At 69.4% G+C, this 23498-nt stretch carries 7 protein-coding genes; all 7 read right to left on the reverse strand.

Annotated elements, in window-relative coordinates:
- Positions 1-6 precede the first annotated feature (6 nt).
- The 7 genes from CHB97_RS20490 to CHB97_RS20520 are packed head-to-tail and all read right to left on the reverse strand — an operon-like array spanning position 7 to position 23490.
- Positions 7-924, reverse strand: coding sequence for a cyclopropane-fatty-acyl-phospholipid synthase family protein (locus tag CHB97_RS20490; protein WP_089289874.1), 918 nt, complete (start codon positions 922-924; stop codon positions 7-9).
- Positions 921-6260, reverse strand: coding sequence for a type I polyketide synthase (locus tag CHB97_RS20495; RefSeq protein WP_089289875.1), 5340 nt, complete (start codon positions 6258-6260; stop codon positions 921-923). The genes CHB97_RS20490 and CHB97_RS20495 overlap by 4 nt, the downstream gene beginning before the upstream one ends.
- Positions 6257-7186, reverse strand: a complete 930-nt coding sequence (locus CHB97_RS20500; protein WP_089289876.1) for a cyclopropane-fatty-acyl-phospholipid synthase family protein — start codon at positions 7184-7186, stop codon at positions 6257-6259. Before CHB97_RS20500 ends, CHB97_RS20495 begins: the two co-directional genes overlap by 4 nt.
- On the reverse strand, positions 7183-8985 hold the full coding sequence (locus CHB97_RS20505) for a carbamoyltransferase C-terminal domain-containing protein (protein ID WP_089289877.1): 1803 nt from the start codon (positions 8983-8985) through the stop codon (positions 7183-7185). Before CHB97_RS20505 ends, CHB97_RS20500 begins: the two co-directional genes overlap by 4 nt.
- The gene (locus tag CHB97_RS20510) at positions 8985-13352 is read right to left on the reverse strand and encodes a type I polyketide synthase (protein WP_089289878.1); all 4368 of its coding nucleotides are present in this window, start codon (positions 13350-13352) and stop codon (positions 8985-8987) included. The genes CHB97_RS20505 and CHB97_RS20510 overlap by 1 nt, the downstream gene beginning before the upstream one ends.
- A complete protein-coding gene (locus tag CHB97_RS20515) occupies positions 13349-17869 on the reverse strand; it encodes a type I polyketide synthase (protein ID WP_143271322.1) in 4521 nt (1506 codons plus the stop codon). Before CHB97_RS20515 ends, CHB97_RS20510 begins: the two co-directional genes overlap by 4 nt.
- Positions 17866-23490 carry a type I polyketide synthase gene (locus CHB97_RS20520; protein ID WP_143271076.1) on the reverse strand — a complete coding sequence of 1875 codons (5625 nt, stop codon included), beginning with the start codon at positions 23488-23490 and terminating at the stop codon, positions 17866-17868. Before CHB97_RS20520 ends, CHB97_RS20515 begins: the two co-directional genes overlap by 4 nt.
- Positions 23491-23498: the final 8 nt, after the last annotated feature.

A 23498-nucleotide genomic window follows, 5' to 3' on the forward strand; every position in this document is an offset into this window, starting at 1 on the left:
AGGCCCTTATTCACCCGAAGACGCATGTTTGGCCCGCCGCCCGCCGCGCCGGGGGGAAGCAGCTTCAGCGGCGGCCAGTGGCAGCCCCGGTTTGCGGGCGCTGACCAGCACATATTGGAATTGCAGCACGGCCAGGGTGGACTGATGCCATTGCAGCAGCGTCTCCAGCCCCAGCCGCTTCACGGCTTCCGGGTCGCCCAGCATCTCCATGACATGCTTGCCGAAGCCGACAAACACCTGCTGCGACAGATCCCGCACCTCGACATCGACAAAACCCGCCTGTTCCAGCCGGGTGGCATAGGTGTCCAGATCGTAGAGATTTTCCCCTGGAATGGCCCAGAGACGAGATGCCAGCAGGTCCACAACCTTGGCCACCAGCGGCCGGTCAGGGCGCGGCACAATGTCGGCCAGGGCGATGCGCCCGCCATGGTCCAGCACCCGGTAAGCCTCCGCGAAGAAATCGGCACGGCTGTCGAAATGCAGGGCCGATTCCACCGCCACCACCCGCGTGACCGAACCGGTGGGCACCGGCAGGCGCGTGGCATCGGCCTGGTGCAGTTCCACCCGCCCTTCCAGCCCCGCCGCCTTCACCCGCGCCTTGGCGGCCTCGATCTGGTTGGGGATGACATTGACGCCGATGATGCGGTCCGGCTTCCGCTGTTCGGCCCAGCGGATATCCTGATCACCAAAGCCAAAGCCGGCATCCAGCACCACATCCCCCTCCCCGATGCCGGCGGCATCGGCCACCTGATCAACCAGGGCGGCGGCGGCGGCGTCATAATCGGCGGGGGCGGCGGCCCAGTAGCCGAGATTGAGATAGAGGCTCTCCCGCCCCAAGGCCTTGGCCGCCCCATAGACGGCGGCAAGGCTGGCGGACGGGGCGCCGTTTTCCCCCTTCAGAACCGGCGTGGCGGCAAGGCTCATCTCGTGTCCTCCAGTTCCTGGATCAGCAGGGATGTCAGCTCGTCATCGGTAAGCGTATCGAGGTCGGCATGGCTGGTCGCTGCGGCCACTACCGGGGCAGGGGTGGGGCTTTCGGCCAGGGTAAATAAATGCTCCAGCAGATACCCGGCCAGGGCGTGCAGATTGGCGCGGTCCAGGATCAGCGTGGCCGGCAGCGGCCGGCCCAGCAGGGATTGCAGCCGGTTGCGGAATTCGATGGCCATCAGGCTATCCATGCCCAGGTCGAAGAAGCCCTTGCGCGCCGGCACTTCCATCCCGGCGGGCAGGCCCGTGGCGGCGATCAGGGCCGGACGCAGCAGATCCTCCAGCACCTCCCGCCGCCGCTCCGGTGCGGCCCCCTCAAGCCGGACCTGCCAGTCGGCAAAGACATTCTGTTCCGCCCCGGCATCGACCTTGGCGCGCGGGCGAACGCTGTCGAACAGGCCAGCGCGGGAAGCCCCGACGCCGGACAGATAGCGCCCCCAATCAATGGGCAGCACGGCCACCTGGGCCAGCCCCGACGATAAGGCACTGCCGATCAGCGCCATCCCCTCCGCACGGGTGAAGGGCCGCACGCCGCGTGACGTCCAGGCGTCCGCGTCGCGCACGGCGGCCATGCCACCGCCGGCCCACGGCCCCCAATTGATGGAAAGGGCGGCATGGCCCAGCGCCGCCCGCCGCCGGCACAGCGCGTCCAGCGCGGCATTGGCGGCGGCGTAATTGCCTTGCCCAGGTGAACCGATCACGGAGGCCCCGGAGGAATAGCAGACGAACAGGTCCAGGCCGCGATCACGCGTCAATTCATCCAGGAGCAAGGCCCCGGTCAGTTTGGGCGACAGCACCGGTTCCGTTGTCGCCCAGTCCAGCCCCGTCAGGGTGCGGTCGGCCAAGGTGCCGGCGGCATGGAACAGCCCCGCCAGTACCGGCCGCTGCACGCCATCCATTTCCCCGATCAGGTTGGCCATGGCTGCCCGGTCGGTGACATCCACGGCGACAACCCGGATATCCGCACCCTGTGCCGCCAGGGATGCCGGCACCACCCCGCCCCGCCGTCCGGTCAGGGTGATATGGCGTGCCCCCTGGCCCAACAGCCATTCGGCCGTGGCCAGCCCCAGTTCACCCAGCCCGCCGGTGACCAGATAGCCAGCATCGGCGCGGATGGCCGGCGGCATACCGGCGGGGCTTGCCGGCACCAGCCGGGCCGCCTCCACAGCACCCTGGCTGATCCGTACCCGGTCCTCCGCTCCACCGGCCAGCAGATGCGCCGCCACGGCCCGCCAGTCGACCGGGCCGGGTGCAGACAGATCGACCAGCCCACCCCAGCGGCCGGGCTGTTCCAAGGCTGCCACCGCACCCAGGCCCCAGAGAGTGGCATGGGTTACATCGCCTGCACGGGTGATCAGCCACAGGCGCGGCGTGCCGGGTGCCCCCGTCACTGCCTGTACAATCTTCAACGCCGGCTCAATGACGGTCCGCGCGTCGGCATTCTCCGATGGCAGGAAGACCACCCCGTCGGCCTCCGCCGCCAAGGAACCGGCCAACCCGTCCAGCCCGACGATCTGCACGCTGGCCGCCCCGCCGGCCCGCAGCGCCTCGGCCAGCGGGGCTGCATCATCACCGACCAGCAGCCAGCGCCCGGCCTTGGCGGCCACGGGCGGGGCCAGCTTTTTCCAGTCCAGGCGGTAGAGCGGTCCGGCATCGCCCGCCGACAGGGCACGCATCATCACATCACGCCGCGCGCGGCGCAGGCGCAGGCCGCGTGCTTCCGCCACCACCCGGCCCGTGGCGGCGTCATACAGGGTGAAATCGCCCGCGAACATGTCGTCGCGCCCAGCCTCCCCCGGCCAGAGCACGGCATGACAGACCAGATCGCCACTTGCATCCCCGAAGAAGCGGAAAAGATCCACGCCCACGGGGATCACGGCCACCGACAGGTCGGTGCCCATCACCGACTGCGATGCGGCACCAAACACCTGATAGCAACTGTCATGCAGGCCGGGATGGAAGGTGAAACTGCCGTCGCGCCGGTCGGACGGTTCCGGGGCGCGCATGCGGCCAATGGCCTCCCCCTCGCGCCGCCAGATTGTATCGACCCAGAGATAGGAGCGACCGAAGGTGAAGCCGACGCGGGTTTGCACATCATTATAGAGCGCCCGGCCCGTCACCAGATCGGGGCAGCGGGCGCGCACCAGCTCCAGCGACGGTGCCGCATCCGCAGGGGCGTTGGCCTGGGCGATGATTGCCGTGGCATGCAGGGTCCAGGCATTTTCATCCGCCCCATCGATCAGGCTTTGCAGTTCCGCCCGCCAGCGACCGGGACCATCCGGGACCAGGGTCAGGCTGACGGTGCGGCTGATCGCGTCGGTCAGAATGACGGGTTCCAGGAAGGCGATGGCGCTGGCTTCAGCCGGCTGCCCATCCAGCAGGTCGCGCGCCGCCTCCATCATCAGCGATACCAGCGTTGGGCCGGAAACCACGGCACGGCCATAGACCACATGGTCGCCCAGGATGGGTTGCGTGCCCAGGTCGAAACGCGACTGATATTCCACGGTACGGGCGGGGGAACGGTGGCGGGTACCCACCAGGGCAGCCCCGCCCGTCGCCTGAATGTCGGTTCGTACGCGGCTTGGTCGGAACCAGTGGCGTTTGCGCTGGAACGGATAGGTGGGGGCACGTGCCGATGGGTCAGCGAAACCGCGATGTACCGCGGCCCAGTCGATGGCGGCCCCCTCTTCGTACAATGTGCCCAGGCTGCCCAGAACCACGCGCCCATCTTGCTGCCCTGCCCGCAGCGACGGCAGCCAGCGCAGGTCGGGGTTTGCATCACCCGCCATACGCCGGCCCAGGCCCAGCAGGGCCGCCCCCGGCCCGATTTCCACGAAATGCGTGCAGCCAGCCGCGATCAGCGCCGCCATGCCATCGGCGAACCGCACCGGTTGCCGCAAATGCCGGCCCCAATAGGCCGGATCGCGCAGCAGACCGGCATCGGCGAAGCCGCCCGTAACGTTGGAAACCAGGGCGATGGCCGGATCGGCCATGTCGCAGCCGGCAGCACAGGCCGCAAACGCATCCACCACCGGGTCCATCAGCGGGGAATGGAAGGCGTGGCTGACCGTCAGGTCGCGCACCCGCACCCCCTCGCCCCGTAACACCGCGCCAGCCCGTTGCACGGCTTCGGCGATGCCAGAGATCACCAGCTCGTCGGGCGCGTTCAGGCCGGCGATGGCTAGGCGGGCCGGATCGGCTGCCACCAGGGGCCCCACCCGGTCGATGCTGGCGGCCACCGCCGCCATGGCCCCGCCCGTCGGCAGCGCCCCCATCAGCCGCCCGCGCTCCACCACCAGCGCCAACGCGTCTTCCAGCCCCAGCACACCAGCGGCATAGGCGGCGGCGAATTCACCCACGCTATGGCCCATCACGGCGGCGGGGCTGACACCCCAGCTGCGCCACAGGGCCAGCAGCGCCACCGACAGGCTGAACAAGGCCGGCTGGGTGAAGCCGGTATGGTCGATGCGCCGGTCTGCCGGGTCGGCGGGATACAGAATGTCCAGCAGCGGCACGCCCAGGTCGGCGCACAGGGCAGCACATTGGTCCAGAGCGGTGCGGAATAAAGGCTCCGTCTCATAAAGCCCACGCCCCATGCCGGCATATTGGGCACCCTGGCCGCTGAACAGGAAGGCCACCTGTGGGGCGGCACCAACACGGGCCGGAGGGGGCGACGACAGGGCGGCCGACGCGATTTCAGCGGCCGTCCCCACCAGCACCCGGCGATAGCGCAAACCATTGCGGGTGCGGGAAACAGCGGCGGTCCGGTCCGCGACCTCGGCGTCGGAAGCGCTGGCCAGACTGGTGACAATTGAATGCGCATCAGCGGCCAGTGCCGCCGGGGTGCCGGCGGCCAGCGCCAGGACATGCAGGGGCCGGGCGCGGCTGGCCGGTGCCGTCACCGTCTCCACCCCCGCCAGCACCATATGCGCATTGGTGCCCGACAGGCCGAAGGCGCTGATGGCACCCAGACGCTCCCCCGTCCAGGGCTGGGCCGTCGTGGCCAGCCGGGCCTGGATGGCATCCAGGTCAATGGCGGGGTTCAGCCTTTCCACCGGCCGCTGCGGCGGCAGGGTGGCGTGGTGCAGGGACAAGGCCAGCTTGATCAGCCCGGCGATACCCGCCGCCGGTTCCAGATGCCCGATATGGGCCTTCACGGCCCCCAGATGCAATGGCCGCACGCGCCCCGGACCATAGACAGCGCCCAAGGCCGCCACCTCGATCGGATCGCCCAGCGAGGTGCCGGTGCCATGCGTCTCCACATAGGTGACGGATGAGGGTTGCACCCGCGCCTGGGCCAGGGCGGCGCGGATCACCGTCTGCTGCGCCTCGCCATTGGGCACGGTCAGGCCGCTGCTGGCCCCGTCATGATTGACGGCGGAACCCCGGATCACGGCCAGCACGCGGTCACCCGCCGCCAGCGCATCGTCCAGGCGTTTCAGCACCACGAAGCCCGCCCCTTCCCCCCGCCCATAACCGTCGGCGGACGCATCGAAGGTCTTGGAACGGCCATCGGGTGCCAGCGCCCGCAGGCCACAGAGATATATTGTCAGGTCGGGTGACAGGATCAGGTTGACCCCGCCGGCCAGCGCCATGTCGCATTCCCCAGCCCGCAGGCTTTGACAGGCCAGATGGGCCGCCACCAGGGATGATGAACAGGCCGTATCCAGCGACAGGCTCGGCCCCTGCAACCCCAGCACATAGGAGAGCCGCCCCGCCGCAAAGCAGAAGCCGGTGCCGGTACCGCGATAAGGATCGATCCGGTCTGTCCCCACGCCCTCGGCCTGCATCAGCCGGGCATAATCATCCAGCCCGATGCCCACAAACACGCCGGTGCGGCTGCCGCGCAGGGTGGCGGGTGCGATGCCGGCATGTTCCAGAGCCGCCCAGCCGGTTTCCAGCACCAGCCGCTGCTGCGGGTCCATACTGTCGGCTTCAGCATCGGGAATGTCGAACAGGCCGGCATCGAACCGGTCGACATCATCCAGGAACCCACCGGCCCGCGTGTAGAGCCGGCCGGGGCGGCCCGGTTCCGGATCATAGAGCCGGTCCATGTCCCAGCGCCCGTCCGGCACCGGCCTGATACCGTCGCCGCCGGCCGCCAGCAGGCGCCAATAGGCATCCGCCCCGTCAGCCCCGCCGGGAAAGCGGCAGCCGACGCCGATCACGGCGATGGGGGTGGCATCGGCGGCCGCGTCCAACCGCGCCTGCAGCGCCTTGATCTCCGCTGCGGCACGGGCCAGCAGTGCGCGATGGGTGTTATCGGCCGTCACGTCCCCGGAACCTCCGCCACCGCCAGAATGTAATCCAGCGGCCCATGTTCACAGGCGCGTTCGGTACCGGGCCAGGTGAGATCGCTGCCGATGGCACCCAGCATCTGGGTCAGCGCCAACACATAGTGCAGCCGGTCGCGGCTGAACAGCATGGAGGGCGAGACCTGGGCCAGCGGCGTCCAGGGGCTGATCTCCTTGGCGTCCAGCCGCTTGCGCAGGTGGCGGGCCATGGGGGCATAAACATGCTCGCGGATGGAAACCACCTGGACATTGGTGAAGCCCGCCGCCACCAGCTGGTCGCGATAGACCGACCGGTCCACGACATTGGCAGCCGGCATCATCGCCTTGTTGGGGAAGCGGCGCATGGCGTCCACCACCCAGCCAAACTTGCCCGCTAGGGCGCGCGGCATGGGGAGGATATCGCAGGCGGCGAAACGCCCGCCCGGCTTCAGCACGCGATAGGCCTCGGCGAAGAAATCGGCCCGCGTATCGAAATGATGCCCGCTCTCCACCGCCACCACCTTGTCGAAGCTGCTGTCGGGCAGGTCCAGATCGGTAGCGGACATGCGGTGCAGGGTGACGCGGTCGGCGATCTCCGCCTTTTGCAGCAGGTTATGCGCCCCCTGGATCTGGGCCAGCGACAGGGTGATGCCGGTGACATGGGCGGCGTCGAAATCCTGAACCCAGTGCAGGATCTGGTCGCCATGGCCGCAGCCGGCATCCAGCACCTTGTCACCCTTGCCCAGGCCCGCCGCCTGTCCCACCAGCCGCACCAGGGCACGGCAGGCCTCGTCCTGGCTTTGCGGATCATCCTTCCAATAGCCCTGGTTGAAGAAGCCGCTCTTCTCCGTCAGGAAGCCGTTGGCATTGTCGTAAAAGGCGGCCACGTTGCGTTCCGTGCCGCCGCCGATCCCAAGCTCGCTCATGCTCCGGCCCCCTGCTTCTCGATGAGGTAATCGTTGATCACCAGGGCATCCAGGCCGCTGGTGGCGAAGACGGCGATGGCATCCTCCACCGAATGCACGATGGGCTTGCCCATGACATTGAAGCTGGTGTTCAGCAACATCGGCACACCCGTCAGTTCGTGAAAGGCACTGATCAGCGCGTGGTAGCGGGGGTTGATCTCTTCCGTCACCGATTGCAGACGACCGGTGAAATCCTCATGCACCACGGCGGGCACCCGTTCCCGCACCTCCGGCCGGAAGACCAGCGTGCGCTCCATATAAGGGCTGGACTGGTAATCCTCGAACCAATCGGGCCCATGCTCATGCAGGACAGAGGGGGCGAAGGGGCGGAATTCCTCACGGAATTTCACCCGGTCGTTGATGCGGTCCTTCATGCCGGGGTTGCGCGGGTCGGCCAGGATGGAACGGTTGCCCAGGGCGCGGGGGCCGAACTCCGCCCGATCCTGGAACCAGCCGATGATGCGCCCGTCGGCCAGCAATTGCGACGCCTTGGTCACAACCTGTCCGTCCGGCAGATGCTGCAGGCTGGTAAAGCCGCCAAACCGCACCATGCGTTCCAGCGCCGATGGCGCCGCCGCGCTGCCCAGATAGGGCGACAAGGTGCGGCCCGCGCCGGCGCGCGCCCGGCCCGGATGATCCTCCGCCCAGGCCAGCAGCGCCGCCCCCAGCGCATTGCCATCATCGCCCGGTGCCATGGGCACATGCAGGGCCTTGAAGGGTGTGCTGGACAGGATGCGCCCGGAATAGGATGAATTCAGCGCGCAGCCGCCGCCGAAGGCCAGGTTATCGCTGGGATGGACGGCATAGAGGGCGGCCAGCAGCTCACCCGCCACCTCAGCAAAGATCTCCTGCCCCGTGCGGCCCAGATCGGCGCGGCGGCGCTGATAGACGGATGGATCGGGGTCGGCCTTGGCCGCCGCCATCAGGGCCTGTACCTCTTTCAGCCGCCGACCCGTATCGCGGCCCTGCGGGTTATGCAGGGCCAGACCGTCGGCCTGCACCAGCGGGCGCAGCAATTCATAAAATTCCGCATCCAGGCGGCCATAGGGCGCCAGCCCCATGACCTTCCATTCCTCCCCCTGCACCGTGTCGAAGCCGCACAGCGCGCAGACCTTGGAATAGAACATGCCCAGGCTGCCGGAATTCTGGGCCAGGGCCTTGGGCTTGGCCGCCAGGGATTTGAAGGCCCCGTCGCGCCAGCTGTAGAAATTGGTGGAACTCCATTCCCCGTACCCGTCGATGACGGCGCAGGCCGCCTCCTCAAACGGGCTGGTATAGCAGGCGGTGGCGGCATGGGTCAGGTGATGGTCGTAGCGGCGGATGCCCGCCACCTGGAACCCCTGGTCACGCAGCGCCCCCAGATTATGGCCGGCCAGGCTCAACGTGCTCAACATACCCTGGCGCAGATGGTCGAAGCGCGGCCAGGGCCATACCAGATGGTCGCTGCGCGCCATGAAGAAATCATTCACCGGCCGCAGCAGCCCGCCGATGCCCGGCACATCCACCAGCGACGAGGTCCACAGCGATTTCAAGACCTTCTTGCTCCAACTGACGGCCACCACCACATCGGCATCCTTGCCGCAATAGTGGCGGATCAGCTTGGGTGCCCGCAGGATATGGTCGGGCACGGCATTGAAGGCGCGCTTGTCCTGGAGATAGCGTTCCTGCGCCTCCGCGAACAGAATCTCCCCGTCCGGGGCGACGATGGCCATGGCGGGATCGTGGAACGATGCGGCCAGACCGACATAATAAGTCGCCATCAGCCCCTTCCCCTTTCTACGGTTTGCGGGCCCGCTGCGGCATCCAGTGCTGCCAGCAGGTCGGACAAGGTTTCAGACGGCGGTGCGGGTGCGACCGCAGGTGTGGCGGGTGGGACTGTGCCCGGTATCCGCGACAGAAGATGGTCGGCCAGCGCCGTGACGGTGGCATGTTCAAACACCGCAGTCGGCCCCACGATGCCACCCAGCGCCTGTTTCAGCCGGGCCAGCAGCGCCATGGCCATCAGGCTGTCCATCCCCTGGTCGAAGAAGCCGCGATTGGGGTCAGGCTCCCCGCCGCCCATCACCGCCGCCAATGCTTCACCCACCAGCCGCCGCAGCCGTCCACGCCTTGCCAGCGGCGGCAGGGCCGACAGGGCGGCCAATGTATCGGGCACGGCTGCATCGGGCACAGGCGGGACCTTGGGCGTCGCCTGCGTCGACGCGGCCAGCGGTCCCGCCCCCGCCGGCAGTGCCGCCAGGAAGGACGGCCAGTCCAGGCGCAGTGCGGCCGTCACCGGTGCCGTGGCCCCCGCCAGCACCGGCCCCAGCATGGACAGCGCCTGGGCGTTCGACAGCGCCCCGATGCCCTTCGCCCGCCGGCCGGCTGCCGCATCGGCACCCAGGTTTGCGGCCATGCCCACCTGCTGCCAGGGGCCCCAGGCGATGCTGGCCGCCACCTGCCCCCGGGCCCGCCGACGCCGGGCCAGCGTGTCCAGGAAGCCGTTGGCGGCACCATAGCCCGCCTGGCCCAGCGCCCCGAACAGCCCGGCCATTGATGACATGAATAACAGGAAATCCAGCCTGTGCCCTTCCGTCAGCCGGTCAAGCAGTTCCGCACCGGCGGCCTTGGCCGCGAAGATGTCGGACAGGGCCTCCCGGTCCTGACCGCGCAGCAGGCTGTCGCGCAGCACGCCCGCCGCGTGCACCACACCGCGCAAGGCCGGCCATTCATTACCAAAACCGTTCAGCAGCCGGGCAACATCGGTCCCATTCCCCATATCGACGGCCGCGACATCGACCGCCACGCCCCGTTGCCGCAGGCTGTCCAGCACGCCCAACGCGTCCGCCGACGGTGCCCGGCGGCCCACCAGCACCAGATGGCGGGCACCCGAATCGGCCAGCCAGCCGGCACAGGCCAGCCCAATCCCGCCCAACCCGCCCGTCACCAGATATGACGCATCCGGATCGATGGCGGGCATCGCCGACACCGCTTCCTGCTGGCGCAGCACCGGGGCCAGCCGGCGGTCCGCCTCCAGCACGATGCGGGTGCCAGCCCGCCCCAATTCATCCATGATCCGGTCCAGGGCGACGTCCTCGCCAGCCCCGATCACCCCGGCGATGCGACCCGGCAGTTCCCAGCCGATGCCTTCAACCAGCGCCCACAGCGCGCCGGCCACAGGATCGACCCGCGGATCGCCGGTGACCAGCCAGAAGGGGCCATCGGCCGCCCGCACGACCCGTAGGCAGTGATCGCAGGCATCAACCGCCGCGATGGCATCATCGCCTGCCCCCTGCAACACCAGCAATGGCCTGTCGCCGCCCGTGCCCAGGCGGGAAGCCAAGGCATCATGCAGCGGGCCCGACCCCAGCACCGCCCATGCGCCGGGCACCGCAGCCACAGCCGCCGGCGCATCGGTGAATTCCACTTCATACAGCGCCGCTTCCCCCGGTTCCGCCGTCACCGGCGCAGGGGCCAGCACCGGTTCCGGCAGCCAGCAGACACGGCGCTGCCAGGGGTAAGGCGGCAGCGGCGTCACCCGCCCAGCCGAAATACCCAGCGCATCCCAATCCGGCGCGAAGCCGCGCACGAACAGGTTGCCAACGCTGCGCAGCAAGCTCAGCCGGTCGTCGGTGGTGCGGCGCAGGGTTGGCACCAGGGTCAGGTCCGTCACCTCCCCGCCCTGTACCGCCCACAATTTGGCGATATTCGACAGCAATGCCGGATGCGGCCCGACCTCAACGAAGCGGCGATGGCCGGCTGTCAGCAGGTGCGCTATCGCGGGGGCGAAAGCCACGGGTTCACGCGCATTGCGGCCCCAATAGGCACCATCCAGGCGCGGGGCCGGCCCACCGGTGACGGTGGAGATCATTGGCAATGCGGGTGCCGCCGGCACCAACCCAGCCAAGGATGATGCCAGCGCGTCAGCCGCCCCCGCCACCTGCCGCCCATGGAAGGCATAAGCACCCGGCAGTGACCGCGACGGCACGTTCAGACGGGTGATTGCCGCTTCCAACCCCGCCGGCGTGCCCGACAGCACCAAGGATGCCGGCCCGTTGACGGCGGCGATATCGACATCCAGCCCCGCCAGGGCCGGTGCCACGGCATCGGGTGCCAGATCGACCGCCGCCATGCAGCCCTGGCCCGCCAGCCCGGCCATCAGCCGACCGCGCGCCGCAGCGATGGTGATCCCCTGCTCCACGCTCAGGGCACCGGCGACGATGGCGGCCGCAATCTCCCCTACGCTATGGCCGATGACGGCGGCTGGCTTCAGCCCCAGGCTGGCCAGCAGCCGGGCCAGCGCCACCTGCACCGCGACCAGTACCGGCTGTGCCAACTCCGTCGGTGTCAGGTCGCGCCCCGCTTCCAACGCCTCGATCAGCGACCAGCCCTCAGCCCGGCGCAGGGCCAGATCGCAGGGTTCCAAGCCCGCACGGAAGGCAGGCAGCCCCAGCAGCCCCCGGCCCATTCCCGCCCATTGCCCACCCTGACCGGTAAAGACGAAAACCGGGCCAGCTGCATCCTGCATGGCCGTACCGGCGGCGATGTCGGGACCGGCGGCCCCGCCCGCCGCCGCGCGCAACCGCTCAACCAGTTCGTCTGCACCATCACCCGTCACCGCCAGCCGGTGCGCCAGGAGGCTGGACCGGCGCGCCAGGGTGGCCTGCAATCCCGCCAGATCCGTCCCCGCCGCCAGCATGTCCGCCGCCTGAAGCGCCCGGGCGGACAGGGCCACCGGGTCGGCAGCCGTCACAATCAGCAGTGCAGCACCGGCAACGGGGGCCGACACCGACCGGGCCAGCGCCGGCGGCGTTTCCTCCAGCACCAGATGCACATTGGTGCCGCCGAAGCCGAAGGCGCTGACGCCGGCGAAGCGGCGCGATCCGTCGGCATGGGCCGGCCAGGGTTCCACCGATACCGGCACATGCAGGTCAAAGCCGGGGCCGAAATTGGGGTTGGGCCGGGTGAAATGCACTTGGGCCGGGATCGTCCCGTGCTTCAGGCACAGCACGGCCTTGATCAGCCCGGCCATGCCGGCCGCCCCCTCCAAATGACCGATATTGGCCTTTACCGCCCCGATGCGCAGCGGTCTGGCCCGCTCCGGGACGTTGTACACGGCGGACAGGGCCTGCACCTCAATCGGGTCGCCCAGGGTGGTGCCGGTTCCGTGCGTTTCCACGAAATCCACGGCGTGGGGGGCGATGCCGGCATTGTCCAGCGCCGCGCGGATCACCCGTTCCTGGGCCAGCGGGTTGGGGGCCGTCAGGCCGTTGCTGCGGCCATCCTGGTTGATGGCACTGCCGCGCAGAACCGCATGGATGCGATCACCGGCCGCCATGGCATCAGCCAACCGCCGCACCACCACGACACCCGCCCCCTCCCCGCGGGTGAAGCCATCGGCGGCGGCATCGAAGCTCTTGCAGCGGCCATCAGGCGCCAGCATGCCGGCCAGCCCCAGGGACAGGCCGATCTCCGGCGACAGGATGGCATTGACCCCGCCGACAATGGCCATGTCGCTCTCGCCCGTGCGCAGGCTCTGACAGGCCATGTGGAAGGCGGTCAGTGCCGACGAACAGGCGGTGTCCACGGCCAGACTGGGACCGTTCAGGTCCAGCAGGTAGGAGAGGCGATTGGCCAGAATGGCATCGGCGATGCCCGACACGGCATAGGGATCGGGCACCCGCCCCGGGGCCAGCGACCGGCGGACATAGTCACTGATGCAGGCGCCCACGAACACGCCGGTACGGCTGCCAGCCAGGGCGGCGCGCGTCAGGCCGGCATCGTCCAGCGCCGCCATCGTCCCTTCCAGCAACAAGCGCTGCTGCGGGTCGATCCAGGCTGCCTCATGCGCCGACAGGCCGAAATAGCCGATATCCAGCCCGTCCAGCCCCCCGACATAACCGCCCAACGGTCGCTCCCCTTCCGCGAACCAGCGGTTGGCCGGGGCGGGGCCGATGGCATCAACCTTGTCCAGCAGCAAACGCCAGAACGCTTCTGCCCCATCCACCCCGCCGGGAAAGCGGCAGCCCATGCCGATAATGGCCAGCGGCTCGCCCATCAGCAGGGCTTGGACCTGGGGGTCTTGGCGTACCCGCCGCGCCTGCAGGGCACGCTTTTCGGCGGTGATCATGGCGGGAAGGTCGGTCATGCCGCCCCCCCCTGGGTCAACAGCGCCAAGGCTTCCTCATCCGACAGCGCGTCGATATCGGCATCCAGCCGGGCAACCGGGACGGGCATGGCAACCGGCGCAGGTGTGCCGGCTGGCCGCAGCCTTTCCGCCAGATGCAATGCCATCAGGGCCGGGGTCGGGCAGGTCCAGGCCAGGGTGGCGGGCAGACGCAACCCCGTCAGCCGTTCCAGCCGGTTGCGCAGTTCCAAAGCCATCAAACTGTCCAGCCCCAGGCTGCGCAACGGTTCATCGGGCGGCACCTTGGCCGGATCGGTGCGCAGCACGGAAGCGACCTCCGCCGACAGCAGGGCCAATTGCCGGCCAGCGGTGGCATCGGCAAAAGCCTTTGCGAAATCCGACACGGCCTGCGACGGCACCCCGGCACCGGCCAGGAAGGGCCGCGCAGCCGAGCCCGGATAATGGTCGGCCCAGGCATCACGGTCCAGGCGCATCACCGCCCACACCCCGCCCGGCCCGGCGATCAACCGGGCCAGCGCTGCCAGACTGGCATCGGGCGACAGGCCGGCCAGTCCGCGCGCACCCAGCCTTTCGCCCCGCCGCGCATCGACCGCCGCCAGCCCCACATCCGTCCATGGCCCCCAGGCCACGGCATGGGCCGGCAGCCCTGCAGCCAGCCGCAGCCAGGCCAGGGCATCGACGGCGGTATTGGCGGCGGCATAATTGGCCTGGCCGGCCGTGCCCAGCCAGCCGGCGGCAGAGGAGAACAGCACGAACAGGCCCAGATCGTCGGCCAGGGTCAGGCGGTGCAGGTTCCAGGCCCCGGCCAGCTTCGCCCCCAGCACCGTCGCCATCCGTTCCGGCGTCAGATTGTCGATGACGGCATCATCCAGCGTGGCGGCGGCATGGAAGATGCCGCGCAGCGGGACCGATTGGCGCACATCGTCCAGCACCCGGCCCAGTGCATCCGCATCGCCCACATCCACAGCGAAGGTCCGCACCGCTATACCGGCAGCGGCCAGCCGGGCCAGCACGGCCTCCGCCGCCGGCCCCGGCACCCGCCGGCCCAGCAACACCAGATGCCGCGCCCCCCAGGCGGCGAGTTGTTCGGCCAATCGCAGGCCGATCCCGCCCAGCCCGCCCGTGACCAGATAGGCCCCCTGCGGGTCCAGTCGCGGCACCCCGTGCGGAACAAGCGCATCGCACCGGACCAGCCGGGCCGCCAGACGCCGCCCACCGCGCAGCGCCACCTGATCCTCATCCCCGCCGGCCAGCAGGTGCCGGGCCAGCCAATCGGCCTCGGCCACCCCCGGCTGGGCCGGCAGATCAACCAGACGCAGGGGCACGCCCGCCTGCTCCGTCGCCGCCACGCGCAGGAAGCCACGCATCGCCCCCTGGCCGACCGCAGGGCCGGATGGCAGCGGCAGGGTTCCCGTCTCCACCGCCTCCGCCCCGCGCGTTACCAGCCAGAGCGGCGGCAGATCCCCATCGGGACACAGCATGGCAAGGTGACGTACCAGCCGCAGGACGGCAACGGCCTGCCATTCCTGCGCTGCCACGGGATCGCCGTCACCCCTGTCCAAGGGCGCGCGACCAGCCAACCAGACGATGCCGACGCAACCCGCCAGATCGTCCGCCGTTACCGCATCCCCGATCTTTTCCGGGGCGGACACCCCCATCACCATCGGCGCAGGCCCAGCCGCAGACAAGGCATTGGCCAGCGCCGCGCCTAGGCCATCGTCAGCCGCCGGGCCGCCATCAATCAGCAGCCAGCGGCCCATCGCGGCCAGCGGCCCGTCGGGCAGCGGTTGCCAATCAATGGCGTGGAATTCTGCCTCCGCCATATCCGCCACCATGCCGGCCACGGGCAGGACGGGGCGAACATGGTCAGTACGGGCCCAACCGATGGTGGGGAAGCGCAAAGCCGGACGCCGGGCATAAAGTGCGGCTGCGTCCACCACACCGCCGCCGGCATGGATGGCACCCAGCGCGTCCAGCAGGGCAGCGGCCTCCCCCTCCTCCCGGCGCAGCGTTTCCACCACATGGCCCGCACCATCCAGGCAGTCGCGCAGAGACGGTGCCAGCACAGGATGGGCATTGACCTCCACAAAGGTGCCGAAGCCATCCGCGCGCAAGCGCTGCACAATATCGGCAAAGCGCACGGGCAGGCGCAGGTTGCGGCCCCAATAGGCCGCATCCAGCGCCGTCCCCGGCAGGGGACCGCCCGTAACCGTGGAATAGAACGTAACATCCCCGGCCGCACGCGGGACGATGCCGGCCAGTTCACGCGCCAGATCGGGCAGCAGCGGATCGACCTGCGGGCTATGGCTGGCCACATCCACCTTCACCGGGCGGCAGAAGGTGCCCCGCAGCTCCAGCGTCTGCCGCAGGGCATCCACCGCATCCGGATCGCCGGAGAAGACCAGGGTACGCGGGCCGTTGATGGCAGCCACGGACAGACGGTCGCGCCAAGGGACTAGCAAAGCCCCCCCCTCTGCCGCATCCAGTTCGGCCAGCAGCATGGCCCCCTGACCGGCGATGGATCGCAGCAACCGGCTGCGCCGCGCGATGATGCGGGCGGCATCGGTGGGCGACAGGATGCCGGCCACACAGGCCGCCGCCACCTCCCCCATGCTGTGGCCCGCCACGGCGTCGATGCGCACCCCATGCGCCCGCAGCCAGCCGGCCAGCGCCACCTGCACGGCGAAGATCAGCGGCTGGATGACATCGATGCGGTCAAACCGGTCGGCGGACAGCAGTTCATCCACCAGCGGCCGTTCCGTAAAGGGTTCGGCAGCCTTACTGATGGCCTGGAACGCATCGCGGAACAGCGGATCATTGACATAGAGCGACCGGCCCATGCCTGGCCATTGCCCGCCCTGGCCGGGGAAGATCAACACAGTGCGGGCAGGCCCCGTCTGGGTTCCTGCCGGCCGGGCCGCCAGCTTTGTGGCCAGTTCATCCACTGTGCTGGCGCGCAGCACCAGACGGTGGCGATAATGGTCGCGCCCGTGCCAAGCGGCACGGCACAGGGCAGCCAGGTCTGTATCGGGCCGCAGCCAGCCTGCCACCTGACCCACCAGATCCGCCAACCCCTCGGCGCTGGCGGCTGACAGGGGCAGCAGATGGCCGGCTGCACCCAGCCGGTCCACAGGGGCCACAACGTCACCCGCCGGTGCCGGCCCCAGCACGACATGCACATTGGTGCCTGACCAACCGAAGGCACTGACGGCGGCATGGCGTGCCCCGCCGGCCCAGGCGGCGGGGGCGATCGGCACGGTCAGGCCGGTACCCAGTTCGATATGCGGGTTCAGCCGGCTGAAATGCGCCATGGCGGGGATTTCCCGCTTTTCCACGGCCAGCACCGCGCGGATCAGCCCGGCAATGCCGGCGGCAGCCTCCGCATGGCCGATATTGCCCTTCACCGAACCCAGCGCGCAGGCAGCGGCCCGCCCGCCGCCATAGACCTGCGCCAGGGCATCCACCTCCACCGGATCGCCCAGCGGCGTGCCCGTGCCATGGCATTCAACATAGCCGACATCGGTGGCGGCCACCGTAGCATCGGCCAGGGCAGCGCGGATTACCGCCTGCTGGGCCTTGCCGCTGGGCGCGGTGATGCCATTGGTGGCACCATCCTGGTTCATGGCGCTGCCGTGGATGACGGCCCGGATCGGGTCGCCATCGGCCTGCGCATCGGCCAGCCGCTTCAACACAACCACACCGCAGCCTTCCGAGCGCACGAACCCGTCGGCCCTTGCATCGAACGGCTTGCAGCGGCCATCAGGTGCCATCATGCCCATGGCATCGGTGATCATCCCGAACAGCGGCGCCAGGATCAGGTTGACCCCGCCTGCCAGCGCCAAATCGCTTTCCCCGGTCCGCAGGCTGGCGCAGGCCAGATGCACCGCCGCCAAGGACGATGCGCAAGCGGCATCCAGCGCCAGGGCCGGGCCGCGCAGGTCCAGCAGGTAGGAGAGCCGCGCTGCCGCGATGGAATGCGAAAGGCCCGTCCCCAGATAGGCATCCAGCCCGTCCGGCCGGTCCAGCCGCAGATGCAGCTGGGCGAAATCGTCATTATAGAGCCCCAGATACAGGCCCGTGGCGCTGCCAGCCAGCCTGGATGCGGGGATCAGCGCGTCGGCCAGCGCCTCGTGACAGACCTCCAGCAGCAGGCGCTGGCGCGGGTCCATCGACCGCACCTCCCGCGGGGACAGACCGAAGAACCCGGCATCGAACCCGTCAATATCGGCCAAGAACCCGCCCAACAGGGCGGCATCCGGCACGGGGGCGGGCGTGCTGGTGAAAGATTGCAGCCGGGACGGCGGATAGGGGCCGATGGCGTCCTGTCCGTTGCGCGTGACGTGCCAGAAATTCTCCGGCGTGTCGCCGCCACCTGGATATCGGCAACCGATACCGATGATGGCAACGGCGTGGTCGCGCCCGGCCTCCAACTCCGCCACGCGGGCCCGCAACTGGCGGATTTCCGCCAGCGCCCGGCGCATCAGCGCTTCCTGATCGGCTGGTCCGCCCAAGCTCACGCCCTCCGCGCCGCCGGGACGGCGTCCAGCTCGCGCTCCAGCAGTGCCATCAGATCCTCATCCTCCCCGGCATCCACCGCCGGCTGTGGCGCGATCTGTTCGGCCAGATAGGCTGACAGGGAGGCAGGGCCAGGATGGTTGAACAGGTCAACCGGGCGGATGGTCATGCCCAACGCACTTTCCAGCCGTTGGCGCAGCGCCATCAGCATCAGGCTGTCGATACCCAGCGCCCGGAAGGGCCGGGCCATATCCAGGCCGGCCGCCGGCAAGCCGGCCACGGCGGCCGTGCTGGCCCGCACCAGCGCCTCCAACCGCTGGCGCCAGTCAGCGGCCATCCGGTCGAACGCGGGCGCCGTCACCGGTGACGGTGACACAGACACCGGAGATTTGGGCGGCAATAACCGTGACAGCAGCGGTGCGGCGGCGGCAGCCGGATAGGCTGCCGCCCAGCGCTGCCAGTCCACCGCCATCACACCCAGCACGGGATCGGCGGCCAGATCCCCGTCTGGCATGGCAAGCAGCCGTTCCAGGCAGGACAGCCCCTCTTGGATGGCGATGGACCGCACCCCGGCCGGGGCCCAGCCGGCACGCGCTGCCATACCGGCTTCTTCCCAGAAGCCCCAATTGACCAGGGTCACTTTCTCCCCCGTCCGCCGTCGCTGCGCCGCGATCCCGTCCAGCGCCGCATTGGCCGCCGCGTATGCACCCAGTTGCGGGCTGTCGATCAGGGTGGAGAAGGAGGAGAAAAGAACAAAGAAATCCAGGCCCAGCCCCCGTGTCAACCGGTCCAGCCACCAGCCGCCCTGCAGCTTGGCCTGCAACAAAGCCGCCACCCCCGCCTCGTCCAGCGCATCGACAGGCAGTTGCCGCATGATACCTGCGGCATGCACAACGCCACGCAGACGCGGACGGGTATCGGCCGATGCCATAATCCAGGCCGTCAGGGCCGCACGGTCCCCCACATCCAGTGCATCGACATTGACAGTAACGCCGCGGTCGCGCAGCGCCCGCACAGCGTCGGCCACGGGCCCCTGCGCTGGCAGGCCTGTGCGCCCCACCAGATCAATGTGCCGTGCCCCCCGGTCGGCCAGCCAGTGCGCCAGCGCCAGACCCAGCCCGCCCAACCCACCTGTCACCAGATAGCGACCGTCCGCCGCCAGGGCCGGCACCGCCACCGGTGCCAGCAACGGTCGCGGGGCCAGCCGGGCGGCCAGGGTCCGGCCGGCCCGCAGCGCCAGCCGCGTCTCCGCACCACCGGTATGCAGGGCGCGCAGCAGGTCCGCCGCCTGAGCCGATGCCGGCAGGTCGGGGTCCAGGTCGACCATGCAATGCCACAGGCCCGGATATTCGGCCGCGATAGCCCCGCCCAACCCCCAGAACGGGGCCTGCAGGGGGGCCAGCCGCTGCTGGCCGGTCAGGGGCCGGGCACCGGCCGTGATGATGGACAGGCGGCTGCCGGGCATCGTGGCCAGCCGGGTCGCCAGGGAGGCCGCCGCCGCCAGCCCCGCCGCCACGCCGTCGGGATCGCCGGCAGACAGGGACAGGGCACGCAGATCAATGACATGCTGGCCGGGCCAGTCGTATGCGGTCTGCGCCGTCACCAGCCGCGCACTGCCGCCGGCTGCGAAGATATGCCCGGCCAGCGCCGTCGCCAGCCCGTCGCCGTCGCCGACCAGCAGCCAGTCATCGACACCAGCCGGCGGGGGACTGTCAACAGGCTGCCAGTCCAGGCCATAGAGACCCAAGGGGATGCTTGGTACGGCAGGGCGGTTGGCGGGCAGATCGGGCCAGAAACGGCTGCGCTGCCAGGGATAGGGGGCGGGCGGCAGGAAACGACCGCCATCGGGATGCAGTGCCTGCCAGTCCGGTGACAGACCCGCCGCGTACAGCCGGCCCAGCGCCGTGAACAAGGCCGGTTTTTCCGGTACATCACGCCGCAGGGTGGCGGCCACCAGGGCACCAGTGCCCACCAGGCCCCGTTCCACGGCGGGCGCCAGCACGGGATGCGGCGTCACCTCCAGGAAGACGGTATCCGCGCCGGCAAGTGCGGCAACCCCCTCCTGGAACCGCACCGGACGGCGCAGGTTGGACACCCAATAGGCCGCATCCATGGTGCAACCGTCCAGGATCGTCCCGGTGACAGTCGACAAAAGCGGCACTGTCCCCTTGCCCGGCGACAGGCCGTCCAGGGCCGCCGTCAGCGGTTCCAGCAGCGGATCGACCTGAGCGGTGTGGGAGGCCACATCAACGCGCACCATGCGCGCAAACGCCCCCTCCTCCTCCAGCATGGCGACCAGGGCAGCCACGGCTGTGACCGGGCCGGCCACCACCGTATCCGCTGGCCCGTTCCATGCCGCAACGCAAAGCCCGTCGACCGGCGGCAAACCCCGACGGCCCAGGCGGGCCAGTGCGGCCTCCGTCTCCCGTCCGCCCAACCCGATCAGGGCCATGGCCCCGCCGGCCCGGCCCTGGGCCAGCAGGCGGCTGCGGATGCAAATGATGCGAGCGGCATCGTCCAGGGACAGGATGCCAGCGACGTGGGCCGCCGCCACCTCCCCCATGGAATGGCCGATGACCACGTCGGGCCGGATGCCCCATGCTGCCAGTTGCGCCGTCAGCGCCACCTGGATGGCGAACAGAAATGGCTGTATCGACGCCACATCGTCATGACGCGCATCGTCCGCCGGGACCAGCATCAGGTTCAGCAGATCGGGGCCGTCCTGGCACGCCACCGCTGCCGCGCATTCCATGAAGGCGGCACGGAAGGAAGGCAGGTCCATCAGGCCACGCCCCATGCCGGGCCATTGCCCCCCCTGACCGGGATAGGCCAGCACAAGCCGCCGGCGCCCTGCCGCCACCGCCTGCCCGGCTTCCAGCCAGGCGGTGGCGGCCGCGCGCAGACCAGCGGCATCGCTGGCGACCAGGGCGGCGCGCACCGCCCGGTGACTGCCGCGCAGGGCATGGCTCCAAGCCAGATCGGCGACGTTCCCCTGGAAATCCGCCAGTTGGGCGACACGGGTGCGCAGGGCTTCCGAACTGTGGGCGGAAACCGGTACCAGCGTTGGACGTGCGGTAAGCGTTGCCAGGCGACCATGCTCGGCAAGATGGCGCAGTGTGGCAGCCAGGGCGGTCGGGCCGCCATGGCCCCGTGCCAGGGTTCCCAACACGATTGCGGCATTTCCCGCCGATTGCGCGATGGCCCGGCGCAAAAGCGGCTGCGGTCCGACCTCCACGAAGATCGACACGCCGTCAGCGGCCAGCGCGCGGATCGTGTCGGCGAAACGCACTGGCTGGCGCAGGGCCATCCGCCAATAGGCAGCGTCAGGCACCGCCCCCGCGCGAATGGTGGAACAAAACTCATGATCGGGCCTGTGCAGGCGCAGTTCACCCAGTCCGGCTGTAAACCCGTCCAGCACAGGGTCCAGCAGGCGGCTGTGATGGGGGACGGGCACTGCGATACGGGTGGCACGCACCCCGTCGGCCAAGGCCGCCGCCTCCGCCGCCGCGATGGCAGCCGATGTACCCGCCAGTACGGTCAGGGCCGGGCCGTTCAGGGTGGCAATATCCAGGTCCAGCCCATGGGCCGCGATCCAGTCGGCGGCGGCATCAGCGGACAGGGCCACCTGCACCATGCCACCCTTGCCCGACAGGCGCTGTTCGGCGGCGGCGCGGTGACAGACCAACCGGCAGCCCTGCGTCAGATCCAGCCAGCCGGCAGCGACGGCTGCCGCCATCTCCCCCGTGCTGTGGCCCAGAACGATATCAGGCGTCAGGCCCCACTGCACAAACAACCGCCAGAGCCCGACCTGCAAGGCGAATTGCATTGGCTGGGCGATGGCAGGTTCCGGCGATACCTCCCCCTCCGGTGCCGACAGGGCGCGCAGCACCGACCAGCCCAGCAGCGGTGCCATGGCCGCGTCGCATTCCTCTACCGCCCGGCGGAAAGCCGGTTCAGCCGCCAGCAGGTCGCGCCCCATGCCGGGCCAGACCCCGCCGCTGCCCGTGAAAACGAAGGCCATGCGACCGCCAGCCGCCCCGCCAGCATGCAGGGGCAATTGCACAGGATCGGCAGCGGGCGCAGCTTCCAGCACCACATGCGCATTCGACCCGCCAAAGCCGAAGGCGCTGACCCCTGCACGGCGGGTGCCGCGCCCTTCCGGCCAGGGGCAAGGTCGGTTGACCAATCGCAGACCCAGATCGGCAAAGGGAATGGTGGAACTGGGCCGGTCGGCATGCAGGGTGGCGGGTATACGGCCATCCTGCAGGGCGAGCGCGGTCTTGATCAGCCCAGCGATGCCGGCTGCCGCCTCCAAATGCCCCAGATTGGATTTCACCGACCCGATCAGCAACGGCCGGTCAACGGGACGTCCAGCACCCAGCACCGCGCCCAGGGCACCAGCCTCGATCGGATCGCCCAGCGCCGTGCCCGTGCCGTGCGTTTCCACATAGTCGATGTCGGATGGATCAATCCCGGCGCGGCGGCAGGCATCGGCCAGCACGGCGCGTTGGGCGGCGGGATTGGGGGCTGTCAGGCCGTTGCTGGCACCATCGCTGTTAACGGCACTGCCGCGCACCACCGCCAACACCCGGTCGCCATCGGCCAAGGCGTCGTCCAAGCGCTTCAGCGCCACGATACCGCCGCCCTCACCCCGGACATAGCCGTCCGCCCCTTCAGCGAAGGGCTTGCAGCGGCCGTCGGTTGACAAGCCGCCGAACTTCGACATGGCCAGCGTGCTTTCCGGCCCGCAGATCAGATTGATGCCGCCGGCCAGCGCCAGATCACATTCCCCCGTCGCCAGGCTGGCGCAGGCCAGATGCAGTGCCGTCAGGGCCGACGAACAGGCCGTGTTGACGGCCAGCGACGGACCCTCCAGCCCCAACATATAGGAGATGCGCCCCGCCAGTACGCCATGGTCCTGGCCCGTGGCGCTGTGTTGGCGGAAATCCTCCAGACCCGGGGTGGCGATGCGGGCATAGTCACCCCACATGGCACCGATGAACACACCCGACCGGCTGCCACGCAGGCCCTCCAGGGCCAGACCCGCCGCCTCGCACGCTTCCACGGACAGTTCCAGGGCCAGACGCTGCTGCGGGTCCATCTGCACCGCTTCCACGGGGGCGATGCCAAAATAATCCGCATCGAAACCGGCAATGTCCGGCAGGAAGCCGCCGTGGCGGCTGTTCATCCGGCCCGGTGCGGTACGGTCGGGATCGAACAGGGCATCGCCATCCCAACGGTCAGCAGGCACCGGGCCAACCGTGTCCACACCATCTTCCAGCAACCGCTTGAAAGCCGCCAGGTCGGGGGCACCCGGAAACCGACAGGCCATGCCGATGATGGCCACAGGCACGGCGCGCGACAGTTTAACCTGCGAACCACGACCGGGCAGCGGCACCTGACCGTCGGCATGAAGCCTTTGCGTCAGGGCAGCAATGGTCGGGCATTCCCAAAGCAAGGTGGGCGGCAAGACGCGGTCCAGCACCCTGGCCATCTCAGCCACGATGGCCAGGGCGTTGGCACTGTCGACACCCAGATCGTGGAAGCTGCGCCCATGGTCGATCTGGTCAGGATCAATGCCGGCATGGCGCGCAACCACCGCCGCGATGCGGCGTTCCAACATGTCGGCTT

Source organism: Azospirillum sp. RU38E (genome assembly GCF_900188385.1).
GTDB lineage: Bacteria > Pseudomonadota > Alphaproteobacteria > Azospirillales > Azospirillaceae > Niveispirillum.

What these genes read in the sequence shown, in the direction of transcription:
- CHB97_RS20505 (WP_089289877.1), bottom strand. Translation starts at nt 8,985, where the DNA reads ATGGCGACTTATTATGTCGGTCTGGCCGCATCGTTCCACGATCCCGCC.
- CHB97_RS20490 (WP_089289874.1), bottom strand. Translation starts at nt 924, where the DNA reads ATGAGCCTTGCCGCCACGCCGGTTCTGAAGGGGGAAAACGGCGCCCCG.
- CHB97_RS20510 (WP_089289878.1), bottom strand. Translation starts at nt 13,352, where the DNA reads ATGACCGACCTTCCCGCCATGATCACCGCCGAAAAGCGTGCCCTGCAG.
- CHB97_RS20520 (WP_143271076.1), bottom strand. Translation starts at nt 23,490, where the DNA reads ATGTTGGAACGCCGCATCGCGGCGGTGGTTGCGCGCCATGCCGGCATT.
- CHB97_RS20500 (WP_089289876.1), bottom strand. Translation starts at nt 7,186, where the DNA reads ATGAGCGAGCTTGGGATCGGCGGCGGCACGGAACGCAACGTGGCCGCC.